Genomic DNA, 16,514 nt, shown 5'->3' on the forward strand with positions numbered 1-16,514 from the left:
TTCGATACTTCGAAGATCTACTTGTCTGTCCAGACGTCAAGTGGCATCCGTCTCGGCAGCCAGAGTGTTAGCCTCCGCGACCTCTTCCGGGTCAGGTTGAGCGTCGGACAGGTCCGCCGCCGCAACCCATTGATCTGGATCGACCCGCCGGCCGAACGCCGCGTTCTCTTCGAGGAAGGCCTCAACCCGGTAGACTCGAAGGCGGCTGTCAGACGCACCCTTCCTCGCGGGCGACCAGATCATGTTCGCTCGCATACGGCGCAACCGCCGTAGCTCGGATTCTCGCGCGGGGTCACTCTCGTCCAACAGAACAACGGAGATGCCGGCCTGAATGCGGGTTTCCATTTCGGTGCGGGTGAACCGCCTGTTGCACAAGAGCGCCTGTGCACGCGGACGACCTGGGTGGATCGAGTCCCAGATGGATCGCGCGTTGTTGCGCGCTGAGCCAGCCGCGTTGGCGCCGAATCCGGGCATCAGAGTGTTCCATAGGACCGGCGCGTAGGCTCTGAGCAGTGCCCGTTCCCCGAGCACGATCCAAACGTCGTCGAGGGGCAGGAGGCGGACGTCGAAGTCGGCTGGCGACAGGTTCTCAGATGCTTCGGCGATGCTGAGCCGGTGCTTGCCGACAACTCGGTCGAAGAGCGCCGACTTGGTCTCGTCAGGTGGATCGCCATAACTGCTATTGCCGGCTTCCGCTTTGCCGACGTAGAGCGGGATGTCCTTACCTTTGAGCTCGGCGTAGAGCGGGTGATCCCCGGTGTAGTACAAGGCGTACAGCCCCGCGCCAGGGAACTCTCGTAAAGACTCCAATGGCTCCTGGCGCTGGCCGTCCAGCGCCTCGCGCAGGTTCCGGCTCAGCTGGTCGAGGCTTAGCGGGTCGAACTTCGGGCGCCCGGTCATCGAAGCCGGTGGGGGAAGGGGCATGCCGAGAGGTTAGCGGGATCTCCAGAGTTACAGAGACCCCTGATCGGCAACTTTTGTCAGGCTTCGCGATTAGCCTTGGATCGTGACATGGGGCGCTCCAGCGTCATGTGTCCACGAGATTCGCAGGACCTTCTCGATGCGAAGGAGACCGAAGTGTCGCTCCAGGTCAACGTGCGGCCACACGGCAGGATCCTGTCCGTCCTGGGGGACATCGAGTTCTCCCAATGGCAATGCCTGGCCGAGTTGATCGACAACTCCTTTGACGACTTCCTCGCTCAGGGCCCAGATGCCTACGTCAGCGAGCGCCCGACCGTCACGGTGTCACTGCCCGGACGGACCAGCGACGTGCGCACTGCCGAAGTCTGGATCCGTGACAACGGACGTGGCATGGACCTCGGAACGCTCACCAACGCCGTGCGCGCGGGGTGGACGAGCAATAGCCGCTACGGCTCCCTCGGCCTGTACGGCATGGGCTTCAACATCGCGACCGCCCGCCTTGGGCGGCTGACGACCATCAAGACCACACGCGCGGGTGATCCGTCGTGGACAGTCATCACCCTGGACCTGGACCAGCTGGCCAGCGGCGACGACTATCAGGTTCCCGTACGGCATGAGCCGAAAGACGACATCAGCGAGCACGGCACGCAGATCATCATTAGCAGGCTCAAGACAGATCAGTGGCAGACGCTGTCGAAGCAGGAGACCAAGATTCGGGATCAGCTTGGCGACGTCTACAGCTACCTTCTCCGGGAGCACGGCTTCATCATCACCGTCAATGGGAAGAAGGTAGCCCCACGCGTCCCCTGCGTCTGGAACGAGTCCCGGAAGGTCACCAGAAGCGGCGTCGATATCCCTGCGGTCATCACGATTGATCGGTCACTGACGCCGGCCAAGGCCTGCATGGACTGCGGGAGATGGAACAAGGACTGGGTCGACGAGTGTGACGACTGTCAGAGCACCCGCCTCGAACTCCGCGAACGGCGGATCTGGGGTTGGATCGGCGTGCAACGCTATCTCCACAAGAGCGACTACGGGATCGATTTCCTCCGCAACGGACGGAAGATCCTCATCCGGAGTAAGCGCCCCTTCTTCTGGGAGGATCCTGACACTCTCGAAGAGGAGCTGGAGTACCCGATCGACTCCCAGCGCGGTCGTGGGCGGTTCATCGGGGAGATCCACTGCGACCACGTGCAGGTCAACTATCAGAAGAACGCGTTCGAGTACGACAGCCCCGAGTGGCGCATGATCGTTCGCGCGATACGCGGGGACAGCCCACTCCGCGAAAAGATCGCCAAACGGTTGAAGCTTTCCCAAAACGAAAGTCCGCTCGCCAAGCTCTACACCGGATATCGGCGCGAGGACCCCGGCCTGAACTACCTGGTCCCCGGCGATGGCCGGCAGGCACTGTTCGATAAGGCCATCGAGTGGGCGAAGAAGTTCCGCGACGGCTACCCGGACTACCTGACGGACCAAATCTGGTATGACGCCGCCTACCAGCACGATCACCCTGTTGTGCCCGAGCCCGCTGGCGACCCGGAAGACCCCTTTGGCGAGATGGGACTCGACGACCCGATCACGGTTGACCCCGACGACCAGAGCGGATCCACCCCGGATGGATCCATCACACCTCCGTCTGATTCCGCGCCTACGCCAGCGGATTCCGTGGAAACCCTTGATCAGCGATTGGAGCGATACCGGAGCAACGCTGCGCGAATTGTTGACCTGTCGGGTCGGTACGAGGCCCCTGAGCTCGGATATGTCGAGCTGACCGCGTGGGCTGTGCGCGAGCGTGAACTCACCGACCCGGCCGGGAACCCGGTTCCCGCCTTCCGGCAGATGGCACGTGCCCCCAAACTGGAGATCTTCATCGCGGCGAACCATCCGCTGCTCACGGATTACGGCATCGAGATGCGAGACATCGCCATGATCGAGGTCGCGGAGTACATGCGAGTTCGAGGCGCGCCCGTTGGCCGGGATCCCAAGCCGCTCTCCTCTGCGCTCTTCGAGATTAAGAGCCGGGCAGTCGATCAGAAGGTCACTCCGGACATTCTCGCCAGCCGAGCCGGCAGGCTCCTCGACCGCTTGCGTGACGCCATGCAACGAGAGATTAAGGGAGCGCCTTCGGCGTACTGGGACATGCTTCAGGAATCGGAGCGGACGCTGACGCAGCAGCGCTTCGCGATCGAGGCGGGCGATACCGCCTGGGAGACCGTCGTCGAGTCCGGCGACTTTGTCCTCTATCTGCCCGCCAGCGCGCTGGTCCGCCTTCTGGAAAAGCGCCCTGAAGCATTCCTGGACGGCAAGGTGTTCAAGCGCCCGTACGTCAACCTGACCGACGATACGTCGCGCTCACTCATCGTCTCGCGGTTGGTTGGCTACGTGAGCGACCTGGCACTCATGGAACGCCAGCCACGACTCGGCACCATCGAGCTCCAGCGGGTACGGCTCAGTTGCCTGCTGGTCGAAGCCGACCTCGGGGATGCGGAGTAGGGCTGCGATGACAGGCTTCCTTGACCCGCCGTTCCTGCTGGAGCTCGGGCCCAACCAATTCCCGAGACAGATCGAACGCCTGATGTGGCACCTCGGCTTCGCCGACGTCGCGAACATCGACGGCTCCGGAGACGAAGGCGGCGACCTTCTTGGCAGACGAGGCGCCCAAGACTGGGTCCTCCAGTGCAAGTGGAAGAAGAATGGCGCTGTCGGGGCGAGCGCCATCGACGAGGTTGCACGCGCCCGCGACGCCTACCGCGCGACAAAGGCTGCGGTCGTCACCAACACCCGAATCAGCGCTGACGCCATCCGTCGGGTCGATCAGCTCGCCCTCCTCGCGCCACGGATCAACCTCTGGCCCGGGCTCACCCTGCATCAGGCCTTCGACAAGGCTCCGGACCGCTTCAGTGAAATCCGTCTTCGGCCGTACCAAGCCGACGCCTGTCATGCGCTGAACCGGTCACTCGACGAGATAGGCCGCGCCCTGCTCATACTCGCCACCGGCATGGGCAAGACCGTAGTCAGCGGAGAGATCATCAACCAGCACCTCCAAAGCTTTCCCGGTGACCAAGTACTCGTCGTCGCCCATACCAAGGACCTAGTGGACCAGCTAGAACGAGCGCTTTGGAGACACTTGCCCAAGAGCGTGAAGACGAGATTGCTCACCGGCGACGAGCGTTCAGATGACCTGTCAGGGGTGACCTGCGCGACGCTGGCCAGTGCGCTCTACGCGGTACGGCGTGGGTACCGCCCAGGACTCGTCGTGGTGGACGAGTGCCACCATGTCGGCGAAAACGGCCAGTACAGTGAGCTGCTGGACAGCCTCGCCGACTCCCGTCAACTCGGCGTCACCGCGACTCCTTGGCGCGGAGACGAATACGACATCACCCACCGCTTCGGGGAGGCCTCTTTTACTCTCGGCATCGAGGAAGGCATGCGTCAGGGCCACCTGGCCCAGGTGGATTACCGCCTCTTCGTCGACAACATCGACTGGGATGTCGTCCGCGAGGCCAGCCGCAACGCGTACAGCATCGGAGATCTCAACGCCAAGCTCTTCTTGCCCCAGCGCGACGAGGCGATCCGTGACGAGCTGGCGTCGGTATGGGGCAGCGTTCCCCGGCCTCGCGCGCTCGTCTTCTGCCGGACCATCGAACACGCCGAGCGTCTAGCCGACCTGCTACGCCGGAACGCCCCCTGGCCGAATGTACTGGCCATCCATGCTGGGCTGCCCAAGCGCGAACGCCAGACCCGCCTGCTGGCCTTCCGTTCAGGTCAAGTACCCATCCTCACCTCGGTCGACATCCTCAACGAGGGCGTGGATGTTCCCGACGTCAATATCCTCTGCTTCGCTCGCGTTACACACAGCCGGCGCATCTTCGTCCAGCAGCTCGGACGAGGACTTCGGCTGAGGGAGGGCAAGGAACGCGTGGTGGTGCTGGACTTTGTCAGCGACCTGCGCCGAATCGCCGCCGCGCTCAACCTCCGCCGCGAGCTCGAAGCCGATGACATCGAGGTGCTCGCGGACTTCGCCCGCTCCTCGATTGAGTTCTCCGATCAGCGGGTCGACTCGCTCATGAACGAATGGATCAAGGACGCCGCGTCCTTGGAGACCGCATACGATGACGCTCGTCTCCAATTTCCTGATCCGTCCGTCCCCCCGGGTTGGTAGCTGTGTCCGAGATACCAGAAGCGATTCGTGAGCAAGTCATCACTGAGCTCTACCGCCAGGCGGACGAGCTGAACTGGGAACTCCTCCCGGCGAGCAAGAAGAAGCGCCAGTATCAGGAATGGATTGAGGACCCTCGCGTCGGCGGAGTCCTGCGCGAGTTCTTCGACGACCACCGCATGAGCACGTGGATCAAGGACACCCCGATGAAGGAGTATGCCCGAGCGCAGGAGGGCTTCGGCAGCACCGCCAAGTACGCACGTAGTCGGTTCCCCGCTCCTGCTGTCCTGATCAGGCAGGCCCTCGGTACCGAGTGGACCATTGTCCCGAACAGCGTGGATGACAAGCCCATGCACTGTCTCGCGGCGAGAGGGGAATCGATACGCTACGTCTGCTGGGGCCGCCCTAACACCTTCAGGGACCTCATCTGGGCGGCACTGAACAAGGCGATCGTCATGTCCGAAAGACCGCTGGTCATCGTGACGGAACAAGACGGAATCACCGTGTCAGCGAATGAGAGGGCGACTCAGGCCGCGATCGCCGAGCACTGCGGCCTCGATCTCACCCACATCCACCGCCGCCTCCAGCGGGTCTGACACCGGACTTCAAGGCTCGAACTTGCGTAGGCGAAGCCGACGGTTATACAGCTCGTGACCATTACTGCACTCGACGGCTCCGAAGCTGCAACGTTGCTGTTTCCGAGCTCTCTGGAAGGCGAGATCATCGCACGCATGTTGCACAGCGCAGCGCACGAGGAAGCCGCCGCCATGCGCCTGAGTGCGTACAACATCGAGCGACACTGCGCGCCTACGGCAAACACACTCGCTGGCCAGGCGCCTGTTGTAGGAGTAGCTACAACCCTCGAATCAGGGGTCCGCTTCCGGACCTTCCTCGGATGACCGTTGTCCACCGAAGCCGGGGAACCATGAGATATCTCCTCCCACCTGCTCGTCGTCGTCCATGGGAGGGGGCGGAAGGATGGTAGACAGATCTTCGTCTACCTCAATCTTGTACTGAGTGGCGATGGCGGCCACGTAGAAGCCCACCTGAGATCGTAGATCGCCGAGCGCTAGGCCGAAGCGGTTGGCCCCGATGGATCCCATCCCATACCCAAAGCTGCCACCATCCGGGCCAGCAACCTCTATGAAGCGACGGCACGCAGCTCTCATTGCCTTCAGGGAAAGCTGGAGTTCCTTGCCCACGTCATGGCGTCTGAGTTGTTCGGTCAGAAATGCCCGAATCTGGAAGGCGGACTCTACGCAGTGTCGCTCATCCTCCACATGCCGATCACCGAAGAGTAGTCGTCGATCCTCAAGGAATACGATCACCTCGCGGGCGATCTTAGAATCCGTGCTCTTCTTCTGCCATTGAAGACCGAAGACAGACGTGCTCACGCCCGTCAGCTCGTATGGAATCCGACCCATGACCTGATCGTAATATCCCGCTGTGTCGACCGTCACGGTGATTAGAGCCTCAAGCAGGCGCCCGAGTTTCGGAAGGCGCGATCCGCCGGACATCGGTCTCGCGTTATCGGGAGTCGAGGCTGGTGGATCGCTCGCGGCGGCTGCATTCGTCTCCGTCGCAGATGGCGGCTGAGGCGGAGGTGCTGCTGTGCGAGCTGTGGCTACGGCATCCGCGGTGGGGGCCGGTCCGGCTGGGGCAGGAGGCGAGGCGGTGGAGTATGGATCCGCCGCCGTCGTGGATGGGGGTGTATCCGGCTCTGGTGCGTCACGGGCTGATCGACCTTGGTGCGGGGCGGCGCAAGCGGGTCTATCGGCGCTGGTAGCGGGAGGCGCCGATGGAGTTATGGCAGATGGACATCGTCGTCGGTGCGCTCCTGGACGACGGACGTGAGGTGAAGGTGGTCACCGGCGTGGATGACCACTCGCGGTCTATGTGATCGCCAAGGCGGTGGTGCGCGTCACCGGCCGGGCCGTCTGTTTGGCCTTCGCTGAGGCGTTGTGGGCGTTCAGGTCAACCAGTGAGGTGTTGACGGAACAACGGCAAGCAACCCACCGTGCGGTTTCCCCGGTCGTGGGCTCCGACGAAGCTGCCGAGGCTGGAGCCCATGACCGAGACCGACTTCGATGATCTGCTCTCACCGAAAGCGGTCCTCCTCGAATATCCACTGTTTGACGCTGTCTCAGAGGATGCACCAGGCCAGTTTGTAGTCGCCATGACGGAGGCCATCAACGCGCCTGATGACTTCGGCGGCCTTTTCGGGGGCGTGGGTCGACTTTCGGGCGTTGGTCGCGATCATTCGAAGCTCGCGCAGGTCGCGGAGGGAGTGGTAGCCACTCCATGAGGTGATATCGAAGCCGTATGCCTGAGCGAAGCCGTCATACGCAGCCTGGCCATAGCCGAAGCGCCGGCAGTGGACCTCAATCGTGATCAAATCCCATTCGGGTTGGCCGATGGAGACGCTGTCCCAATCGCACAAGACGACCCCTTCCGAGCTGTGCAGAGCGTTTCGATGGTGGGGGTCGCCCTGGGTCATGGCGTCGGGGTTGAGGACGTACTGGATATCAGTCAGTTCCGACGCCAGCCGATCGGCGCGCTCTCGCAGGAAACGGAGATCTGGTTCGGAGAGGAGGGTGGTTGCGCGGAGGGACCGGCGTATGGCTTCGATGACGTTGGATCGTGGCAGTGAAACAGGAGGCTGGTCGAGACGGTGGAGTCGGCTGAGGGGCTTGGCCAGGGCCTCGGTAGGGACCGGTTCGGGTGGCTGGGGGAGATAATCCCACAGAGTGATGGCGTGGCCGTCTAGGAGCAGGGGCTGGATTTCGGGCTTGTAGAGGGGGACGGTAGGGAAGCCCAGGTCCATGAGCCAGCTGACGAAGCGCACCGTCCGCGCGACCTCCGCTGGGTTGGTTCCCGCGCGGGCGATTTTCACGATGACTGGTGCGGCCTGTAGCCGGATGACGGCGTTGGTTTGGCCGCGAAGGACCACGGCGCCGTCAACCCGCAATCCCGCTGCGTCGCAAGCGCGTCGGAGAAGGTCGGACAGCTGGGCTTCGGTGAAGCCGCCGTGGACGGGGACACCATTCATGCTTGTCAGGCTCACATCTGCGCCGGGGGCAGCGCCAGCACTTCGTTCAACTCCCGTGCCGGTCGGGCCGTGCGCAGGCGTGCTGGGATGGCAACTATGACGTCACGGGCACGAACGTCCAGGATGCGGGTTCGGTGTCCGGCGGGCACGCTGAGATAGGCGCTGATAGCCAGTTGACAGGCTTCGTCGAGTGAGTGCCCTTGGGCGAAGCAGATTGCTTCCTCGATACGTAGCAAGGCAGGGTCTATGCAGGGGTTGTCGCCGTAGAGCTCGAGTGCGCGCTGCTGGGCAGCACGGGCCTTGGCGTGCTGCCCCAGGTTGGTAAAGACGCCGCTCATGTAGAGGAGAAGACGGCGCTCGGGGAAACCGAAGGCATCGTAGTCGTCCTGACCTCCCGGTACGGTCCGGCTGAAGAGGTCTTGCGCTTTGTGCAGGGCGTGCAGGGCTGCGGTCGCGTTGCCGATGCGGGCCTGTGCTCTGGCCTCGGCCACCGCGGCGAAGGCCGCTGTGATGGTCGGAGCTCGGCCGGCGCTGAGCTCGCTCGCCTCTTTCGCCAGGTCGACGGCGGCCTCGATGGGTCCGTAGTAGTAGGGCAGCATCGCCGCTTGGGCTCGTACGCGGGAACGTAGCAGGCGGTTGCCGCTGTCGTCGGCGGCGGCGCGGGCGGTGCCGTACCACGCGTGTGCCTCGGGGACCTCGCCGAGTTTCATCAGGGAGTCTGCGATCAGCGTGGCGAGCATCGCCGTCATCTCGGACAGGCGGGCCTGTGTGGTGGCGGGTTGCCTGTCGCGGGCTACGACCTGTACTTCGCGAAGCTCGGTCAGCAGGCGAGGGATCATCGTCTGCGGAGGTGTGGTGATGTACTGCTCCCGTAGCCACTTCAACCGCTCGTTAAGGAGGTCGAGCTGGACCTTGGTCACGCTGCCCGAGGCAAGAGTACGGTCGATCAGCTGCCGGGTGGAAGCTAGCAGCTCTCCGGAGATGTTGTTCGTTCCCAGTTGGCTTGGGCGCATGTCCAGGTGCGCCGTCGCGGGTGGAGCCGACCTTGCCCGCTTGGGGTGTCCAGGGACGTCCTCGCTGGTGGCATAGCCGAGATCGGCGGCGTCAGCGGAGTAGAGCCGGCACAGGAGGTCGACCGTTCTCGGCAGAGGTACGCGGCCTTCCCGCGTCTCCCACTGCCCCCACTGCTGGACATCCGTCTTCGGTGGGTCGACCGACAGGTCATCGCAGAGGGCTTGCAGGTGGATGACCGCGTCCGCGAGGGTCCAGCCGCGGGCCAGGCGATGCGCACGCAAGCGGCTCACCTGGCAGCATGCGACTATCTCGTCCACCGTTCGGGAGAGGTCCCATCCGAAGTCCTGGGTCCTCCGCCGCCATCGGGCGGCACACGACCGTTTATGCGCCATGTCCAGCCTCCGTCCGCTCGCCGGGCTGATCCAGCGTAAGCAGTACGTCACGCTTCGTTAGGGCGTTCGCTACGTCCACCCCGTTCTAGTGACGGAATTAGTGACGGCGGGAGTCAAAGCGGCACGGTAAGCGGCCGTCACCATTGCCGGGCCCTACGCCGGTAGCCATCCTCGGAGACCCACGAACGCGCTGCTCGCATCACCGATCAGGGGGCTTACATGACGATCTTCGACGAGCACGACCGCACCCCTCGTCGTTCTGCAAGATCCGAGAAGAGGAACGAATCGTGACCGACGAAACCGTGAACCAGGCTCGAGCTTCGGAGCTCAGGGACAAACTCGCAGACGAGCTCGTCGCGGCGGGATACATCAAGTCGGCGCCGGTGGAGGAGGCGTTCCGTACGGTGCCGCGGCACGCGTTCGTTCCGGCCGATACTCCGCTGGAGGTCACCTACGACGTCGACAGCGCCGTGGTGACCAAGAGGGACGAGCGCGGCGTCGCCATCTCCTCGGTGAGCGCGACCTTCGTCCAGGTGGCGATGATCGAGCAGGCCGAGGTGCGGCCGGGGATGAGCGTGCTGGAGATCGGCTCCGGGGGTTACAACGCGGCCCTGCTGGCTGAGGTCGTCGGACCGGGCGGCCAGGTGGTCAGCGTGGACATCGATCCTGAGGTGACCGAGCGCGCGACGGAACTGCTCGAAGCCGCGGGGTACGCCGATCGGGTCACCGTGATCACGGCTGACGCGCACAACGAGCTACCTGAGTATGGGCCGTTCGACGCGATCATCGTGACCGTCGGCGCGTGGGACGTCGCTCCGGCCTGGCTACGCCAGTTGAAGGCGGACGGCACGCTCGTGGTGCCGTTGCGCATGAACGGGGTCAGCCGCTCCATAGCGTTCCGGCGCGAGGGCGACCATCTGGTCAGCACCTCTGCGGTGGTGTGCGGGTTCGTTCCGATGCAAGGGGCGGGGGAGCACGCCGACCGGGAGTTTCGGCTGCCGGATCCGCAGGGGCACGTGATCACGCTTCGGTTCGACGATGGAGCGCCTGACGACCCGAGTGTGTTGGACGGTGTCCTCGCCGGCGACCGCACTGAGGTGTGGTCCGGCGTGACGATCGGAAACGGGGTGTCCTTCGCCGACCTGCACCTCTGGCTCGCGGGATTCCTGCCCGGCTTCTGCCGGATGGCCGCCGATGAGGGGACGGAGCTCGCTCAGGAGCGCAAGACCTGGTTCCCGTTCGCCGTGGTGCGCGGTGACTCCTTCGCCTACCTGTCGGTGAGGCCGCTGCCGCAGGGGAAGGGGGTCGAGTTCGGAGCTCGTGCCTACGGTCCGCACGGTGGCCAGCCGGCGAACGCGCTGGTCGACCAGATTCGGGCGTGGGACGCGCGAGCCAGGGACCGGTCTGAGCCCACGTTCGCCTACTGGCCGACCGGCACCTCACCCACCCATATCCCCGAGAACGTGGCCGTCCTGCGCAAGGCCCACGGCCTCCTCACGATCTCCTGGCCTGCGGCTGAGTGACCGCGTACGGCCAGGCCGTCCACACCGAACCCAACCGAAGGAGTACGTATCCCATGTCACTACTGCTGGCCCTTGACGCCGCCGACGCTCCCATAGATGTCGTGGCTGACGAGGAGTTCGAGCTGGACATGCGCGTCGTCGAGGCGACGACGTCGCTGGTCGTCATGATGTGCGACACCAGCGACGGGTGCGGCAACACCTGTAGCACCAGCGCATGCAGCACCAGCTCCAACGACCCTTCCTGATCGCCCTCGCGGTCGCCGGCGCCCCAGACTCTTGTGGGCGCTGGCGGCCCAGCTCGTAACCGACGAAGGAAGAAGTACGGTGACCGTCCTCCCGCGGTACGAACACACCGGCCTGGTGATGGTGCGCGCGAGCACCGATCCAGGCGACCTTGACCTGCCGACAGACCTCGACCTGTCGCATGAATCGGCGATTCAGCACGAGGGCCGAGCTTGGCTGGCGAAGAGTTGGGCGCGTGGCGACGTACGCGAGGCCGTCGGAGTGGCGAGTCCTGCTCTCGCGAGCCGCGTCAACCTGCTGCTCGGCTCCGAGCACCCGGCCACTACGGACCTGCGTAGAGCTATCCTCGCCACCGCCGCATACCTGCTGCGCTGGCAGCGACGCGCAACCCCGTTCGGGCTGTTCGCCGGGGTAGCTACGGCCACGATCGGACCCGCCAAGGCAAGCTATGGAACGTGCCATTCAACGCGAGCCCGAGTGGATGCCGAGTGGCTCATAACCCTGATCGACCAGCTCGAACAGCATCCCGGCTTGCGGCCTCGTCTGAAGGTGGTCACCAACAGCTGCGGCATCGTTCGCGACGGCCGCTTCATCGTCGCTGCTCGGGCGGAGGTCGGAGCGAGGGCTCCCGGGCCTCTTCGCGAGATGTCCGTACGCTTGACTCGGCCTGTACGACGGGCGCTGGCGGCAGCCGCTCACCCAAAGCGCTTCGACGAACTGGCCGGTGACCTCATCCGGCTCTTTCCCGCGACATCGCCAGACAAGATCCAAGCCTTGCTGAACGCTCTGGTCGATCAGCGGGTTCTCATCACCAGCTTGCGCCCGCCGACGACCGCAGCCGATCCCTTGCGATACCTGATCGAGACTTTGCTCGCTGCGAGCTGTTCAGACCTGCCGGACATCGCGGAGCTGCTACGCCGACTCGAAAGCATCGGGCAACTGTTGACCCGCCATGACGCTCTCACAGACCCGACCGAAGCTGCCATCGTCCGCGACGAAGCCTGCAAGCGGATGAGCGCCCTCAGCCCGGAAGCCAGCCTTGCCACTGATGTACGGCTCGACGCGACGATCGCCATTCCCGAAGTCGTGCTCAAGGAGGCAGAGCTCGCCGCCACCGCACTGCTACGCCTGTGCACCGAGCCCTTTGGCCGGACGGCATGGATGGACTACCACGCCCGGTTCCTCGCAAGATACGGCCGCGGCGCCCTCGTGCCCGTACGAGAGCTGGTGGACGACTCCGGTCTCGGCTATCCCTCCGGCTACCTCGGCGCGCCCCGAGCGAGGCCCACATGGCGCACCCTGACCGAACGAGACGCTGCCCTCCTCTCGCTCATTCAGGAAACGACGCTTTCCCGATGTGAGGAGATCACGCTGACGGAGGCGCAGCTTGAGGCGTTGACCGTGGGTGACCACACCGCCGTCGTACCGCCGCGGAGGGTGGAGCTGGGCGTGACCCTGCACGCTGAGTCCGCCGAGATGATCGATCGCGGCGACTTCGAGCTCTGGATCACGGCCGCACCCCGCGCTCACACGAGCATGGCGGGCCGCTTCGCCTACCTGTTCGATGACGACGACCGAGCCCGGCTCGCCACCGGTTACCAGCACGTTGGGGACGGCGCGGTGGTGGTCCAGCTGTCCTTCCCACCTCGCCGCCCGCACAACGAGAACGTCGTACGCGTTCCACACCTCCTCCAAGACACCCTCCACCTGCGCGAGCACACTCAGAGCGGAACGATCGATCTCGACGACCTGGCGGTCACCGCCGACGCCGCGCAGATGTACCTGGTGCAGCGCTCCACCGGCCGGCGCGTGTTCACCCAGGTGCCGCACGCGCTGGACACCGTCGTTCAGAGCCCGCCGCTGGCCCGATTCCTCGCCGAGGTCGCCGAAGCCCGCAGCGCGGTCTTCGCGCCATTCACCCTGGGCGCCGCTCGGACCTTGCCGTACGTCCCGCGCATCCGTTACCGGCGTACTGTCCTGTCCCCGGCTCGCTGGCTTCTCACCGCCGCAGACCTGCGCGGTCAATGGGAGGAGGGACTCCGCGCGTGGCGAGCGCGGTGGCGCGTACCGGCGCGAGTAGTGCTGTGTCACGGAGAGCTGCGCCTGCCTCTCGATCTCGATCAGCGGCTGGATCGCGCCGTGCTCCGTGTTCACCTGCGCCGCGCGGAACAGATTGAGCTGTACGAGGACGGCCCGCCCAAGGGCCAGAACTGGATAGGGCGTCCGGCCGAACTGTTGATCCCCATGACGGCCATCCAGCCGCCACCATCGAAGCTTCCTGCTACCGCTTCACCAGGAGCTGTGCACCGGCCGGGTGCCTCCGAGGTCGTACGTGCCCATCTGATCGGCAACCCCGTACGGTTCGACGCCATCCTGACCCGGCATCTACCGGCCTTCATTGACGAACTCGGTGACGTCGTTCTCCGCTGGTGGGTGAGCCGGCACCGCGACATGATCCGTCTCGACACCGACCAGCACCTCGCACTCTTCATACGCCTGACCGACCGCCGCCAGTTCGGGAAGGTCGCCGAGTGCCTGGCGGCGTTCGCCGAGAGGCTTCAAGTACGGGGCCTGCTCGCGCACCTCACCTTGACCACTCACTACGAGCAGCCTGGCAGGTACGGGGAAGGCGCGGCGCTGCAGGTCGCCGAGCAGGTCTCGGCCGCGGACACCTTGGCCGCGATCGCGCAGATAACGGCAGTCGAGCGTTCGCACCTGCCCGGTCAAGCGCTGGCCGCAGCATCGATGGCTCACCTCGCGGCGGCGTTCGCACCAGACCCCCTCACCGGATGCCGATGGCTGGTCAGGTGCCTGGAACGGACAACGGGCCAGCTCGACCGCGTTCTACGGGATCACGCACTCCGCTGCGGCGATCTCGCCGAGGTCGGTGCCCTGCCAGCGGGGGATGCCGTCGTCTCCGCTTGGCGCGCACGCGCTGACGCCCTCCGCACGTACCACCGCATTCTCGCCGAGCAACGTGACCCGGCGACGGTGCTGCGCACTCTCCTGCACGAGCACCACGTACGAGCACTGGGCGTCGACCCGACCTTCGAGAAGGTGACCGGGCGCCTGGCTCGCGCGGTCGCGCTGCGCCGTCTGGCCCTGGCAGGTGCCCTGTGACTTCGGAGATGTTGACCGCGGAGGAGATGACCGCCCAGTCACTATCGCGAGGAGCAGCCGGGATCGCGCTGCTGCACATCGAGCGAGCCCTGTCCGGGACGGAGGAGTGGCGGAACATCCACGGATACCTTCGTCAAGCCGCTGCCGGAAGGGTCATCGCCGCTGAGCACGCCAGCCTCTACTACGGCGCACCCGCCATCGCGTTCGTCCTGCACGCCGCAAGCGCTGACGGGGAACATCGTTACCCTTCGACAGCGGCCAAGCTGGACGAACTCGTGCTCGGCATCGCCCGCCGTCGCCTGGCCACCGCCACCGCGCGAATGGATGGGGGAGCGCCGGCGACGTTCCAGGAGTACGACCTCTTCTCCGGACTGATCGGAATTGGGGTGCTGCTGCTGAAACGCATGCCGCAGAGTGACGTCCTGGCCCAGATCCTTCGGTACTTGGTCCGGTTGACCCGTCCCCGCGTCGAGGATGGACTGGAGATTCCCGGCTGGTGGGTGCCGCACGACCCAGACCCGCTCCTGCCTACTCCCGGCGGGCACGCCAACCTAGGGATGGCGCACGGTGCCGCAGGGCTGCTCGCCGTACTCGCCCTGGCCGCCCGCCGTGGATGCGTCGTGCTCGGCCAACGTGAGGCGATCACCTTCCTGATGCTGTGGTTCAACCGCTGGCGGCAGTTCGCGGGGGACGGCCCCTGGTGGCCGCAGTGGCTAACCCAAGAGGATCTGCGGAGCGGACGGCCCGCCCAATCCGGTCCAGGCCGCCCGTCGTGGTGCTACGGCACGCCCGGCATCACCCGAGCCCTTCAGCTCGGCGCCATAGCCCTCGGCGACCACGAGCGACAGCGCACAGCCGAGGAAGACATGGCAGCGTGCCTGACCGCTGGACAGCTCGCTCGGCTGAGCGAGGCGGGGCTGTGCCACGGACTGGCCGGCGTGTATCAGACGGCCTCCAGAGCCGCCCAGGACGCTGACAGTGAAGCCGTCACAGCGTGCCTCCCCGAGCTGGCATCGCTCCTTAGTGAGCAGGCCGCGGCCCTCCAAGTGGAGGGCGCCGGTCTACTGACGGGCGAGGCCGGCGTTCGGCTGGCCATGGAGCCCACACACACGCCTCCCCGATCGGGATGGGACTCATGCCTGCTGATCACCTGACCACTGCTTCGCCGGCGAAGATCGCCGCCGCCGTCCTCGCCGTACTCGCCGGGGCGGACCTGGAAAGCACCGCGACGGAGACGAGGATGTCCCCTGTCGAGCTGGCCGATGCCGTACAGCTCTTCCAAGCGGCCGGTCTCACCGCCTTGGAACAGCGGAGCGAGTGGTACCAGCTCGCGATCGAGTTCGCAGAGGAACGTACGGCCGAATCGGCTGGAGCGATGTACCTCGGACTCCGGTTGGACCGTCTACAAGACCAGGGCGTCGTGCAGGGTTGGTGGTTCCTGCGCAAGCCGCCGGGCTGGCGGCTCCGGGTGCACACAACGGACCGCACTGCTGTCGATAGAGCACTTCGCGAGCTTGTTGAGGAGCGCGTCATCGCTCGTTGGTGGTCCACCATCTACGAGCCAGAGACCTTCGCCTTCGGTGGTCCAGACGGGACCGCCATCGCTCACGAACTGTTCTGCGCCGACAGCCACGGCGTGCTGGCCTACGCCCGCCGTAAGGCCGCCGACCGAGGACGACGAGAACTCTCGCTCCTGCTGATCAATGCCCTGCTCCGGGAAGCGGGACTGGACTGGTTCGAGCGCGGCGACGTCTTCGGCCGGGTGGCCGCAATCCGTCTGGCACCGCCCGCCGAGCAGACCCCAGCAGTGGAGAAGCTGGCGCCCAACGTACGCACTCTTCTGCTGGTGCCCAGGCAAGCCGACCGCAGGTTGCTCGCGGACACCCTGACGTTCGCCGAACCCTGGCTCGCCGCATACGAGGTAGCCGGCCAGCGGCTCGGTGACGCTGCCGCCCGGGGACGCCTTGATCGCGGGCTCCGGGCCGTACTCACCCACGTACTGATCTTCCACTGGAACCGCTTCGGCCTGTCGGCCACCACCCAGGGCGTCCTCGCCCACGCGGCGAAGGCCGCCTTCCTGCCTCGGAGCTGAG

The 16,514-nt window shown here is 65.2% G+C and carries 13 protein-coding genes; 9 read left to right on the forward strand and 4 right to left on the reverse strand.

The features are described 5' to 3' along the window. Positions 1-36: 36 nt before the first annotated feature. On the reverse strand, positions 37-924 hold the full coding sequence (locus ABGA98_RS44580; protein ID WP_347624548.1) for an Eco29kI family restriction endonuclease: 888 nt from the start codon (positions 922-924) through the stop codon (positions 37-39). Between the two features lie 153 nt (positions 925-1,077). Here ABGA98_RS44580 and ABGA98_RS44585 point away from each other — a divergent pair, with 153 nt between their 5' ends. Genes ABGA98_RS44585 through ABGA98_RS44595 form a run of 3 tightly spaced genes read left to right on the forward strand, consistent with a single transcriptional unit; the run spans position 1,078 to position 5,676 of the window. Next, positions 1,078-3,414, forward strand: a complete 2,337-nt coding sequence (locus ABGA98_RS44585) for an ATP-binding protein (protein WP_347624549.1) — start codon at positions 1,078-1,080, stop codon at positions 3,412-3,414. 7 nt (positions 3,415-3,421) lie between these two features. Continuing rightward, positions 3,422-5,083: a DEAD/DEAH box helicase family protein gene (locus ABGA98_RS44590; protein ID WP_347624550.1), complete on the forward strand. Its 1,662-nt coding sequence runs from the start codon at positions 3,422-3,424 to the stop codon at positions 5,081-5,083. Between the two features lie 2 nt (positions 5,084-5,085). Beyond that, the gene (locus ABGA98_RS44595) at positions 5,086-5,676 is read left to right on the forward strand and encodes a hypothetical protein (protein ID WP_347624551.1); all 591 of its coding nucleotides are present in this window, start codon (positions 5,086-5,088) and stop codon (positions 5,674-5,676) included. A 270-nt stretch (positions 5,677-5,946) separates the two neighbouring features. Here the strand turns inward: ABGA98_RS44595 and ABGA98_RS44600 are convergent, their stop codons facing one another. Then, positions 5,947-6,597, reverse strand: coding sequence for a DUF6650 family protein (locus ABGA98_RS44600; RefSeq protein ID WP_347624552.1), 651 nt, complete (start codon positions 6,595-6,597; stop codon positions 5,947-5,949). A 68-nt stretch (positions 6,598-6,665) separates the two neighbouring features. On the opposite strand from ABGA98_RS44600, the gene ABGA98_RS44605 reads away from it, so the two are divergent. Continuing rightward, positions 6,666-6,866, forward strand: a complete 201-nt coding sequence (locus ABGA98_RS44605; protein ID WP_347624553.1) for a hypothetical protein — start codon at positions 6,666-6,668, stop codon at positions 6,864-6,866. A gap of 357 nt (positions 6,867-7,223) precedes the next feature. On the opposite strand, the gene ABGA98_RS44610 is transcribed toward ABGA98_RS44605, so the two are convergent. Together ABGA98_RS44610 and ABGA98_RS44615 are read right to left on the reverse strand one after the other, a co-directional pair. Beyond that, positions 7,224-8,129 (reverse strand): aminoglycoside phosphotransferase family protein, encoded by a 906-nt coding sequence (locus tag ABGA98_RS44610; RefSeq protein WP_347624554.1) that lies wholly within the window; start codon positions 8,127-8,129, stop codon positions 7,224-7,226. A gap of 11 nt (positions 8,130-8,140) precedes the next feature. Then, complete coding sequence (locus tag ABGA98_RS44615) at positions 8,141-9,433, reverse strand: XRE family transcriptional regulator (RefSeq protein ID WP_347624555.1); 1,293 nt, start codon at positions 9,431-9,433, stop codon at positions 8,141-8,143. Positions 9,434-9,822: 389 nt separating this feature from the next. Between ABGA98_RS44615 and fxlM the strand changes: the two genes are divergently transcribed. From fxlM to ABGA98_RS44640, 5 genes are all read left to right on the forward strand, one after another. Then, positions 9,823-11,058, forward strand: coding sequence for a methyltransferase, FxLD system (gene fxlM / locus ABGA98_RS44620; RefSeq protein WP_347624556.1), 1,236 nt, complete (start codon positions 9,823-9,825; stop codon positions 11,056-11,058). Between the two features lie 53 nt (positions 11,059-11,111). Continuing rightward, positions 11,112-11,303: an FxLD family lanthipeptide gene (locus tag ABGA98_RS44625; RefSeq protein ID WP_347624557.1), complete on the forward strand. Its 192-nt coding sequence runs from the start codon at positions 11,112-11,114 to the stop codon at positions 11,301-11,303. Between the two features lie 79 nt (positions 11,304-11,382). After that, a complete protein-coding gene (locus ABGA98_RS44630) occupies positions 11,383-14,421 on the forward strand; it encodes a lantibiotic dehydratase (RefSeq protein WP_347624558.1) in 3,039 nt (1,012 codons plus the stop codon). Next, positions 14,418-15,575, forward strand: a complete 1,158-nt coding sequence (locus ABGA98_RS44635) for a lanthionine synthetase C family protein (RefSeq protein WP_347624559.1) — start codon at positions 14,418-14,420, stop codon at positions 15,573-15,575. Before ABGA98_RS44630 ends, ABGA98_RS44635 begins: the two co-directional genes overlap by 4 nt. Beyond that, complete coding sequence (locus tag ABGA98_RS44640; protein ID WP_347624560.1) at positions 15,557-16,513, forward strand: thiopeptide-type bacteriocin biosynthesis protein; 957 nt, start codon at positions 15,557-15,559, stop codon at positions 16,511-16,513. Before ABGA98_RS44635 ends, ABGA98_RS44640 begins: the two co-directional genes overlap by 19 nt. Position 16,514: the final 1 nt, after the last annotated feature.

The organism is Nonomuraea sp. B1E8, assembly GCF_039871515.1.
In the GTDB taxonomy this organism is placed as follows: domain Bacteria; phylum Actinomycetota; class Actinomycetes; order Streptosporangiales; family Streptosporangiaceae; genus Nonomuraea.

Excerpts from the sequence above, each read along its gene's own strand:
- ABGA98_RS44580 (WP_347624548.1), bottom strand. The coding sequence starts at position 924 with ATGCCCCTTCCCCCACCGGCTTCGATGACCGGGCGCCCGAAGTTCGAC.
- ABGA98_RS44590 (WP_347624550.1), top strand. The coding sequence starts at position 3,422 with ATGACAGGCTTCCTTGACCCGCCGTTCCTGCTGGAGCTCGGGCCCAAC.
- ABGA98_RS44600 (WP_347624552.1), bottom strand. The coding sequence starts at position 6,597 with ATGTCCGGCGGATCGCGCCTTCCGAAACTCGGGCGCCTGCTTGAGGCT.
- ABGA98_RS44605 (WP_347624553.1), top strand. The coding sequence starts at position 6,666 with ATGGCGGCTGAGGCGGAGGTGCTGCTGTGCGAGCTGTGGCTACGGCAT.
- ABGA98_RS44610 (WP_347624554.1), bottom strand. The coding sequence starts at position 8,129 with ATGAATGGTGTCCCCGTCCACGGCGGCTTCACCGAAGCCCAGCTGTCC.
- ABGA98_RS44625 (WP_347624557.1), top strand. The coding sequence starts at position 11,112 with ATGTCACTACTGCTGGCCCTTGACGCCGCCGACGCTCCCATAGATGTC.
- ABGA98_RS44640 (WP_347624560.1), top strand. The coding sequence starts at position 15,557 with ATGCCTGCTGATCACCTGACCACTGCTTCGCCGGCGAAGATCGCCGCC.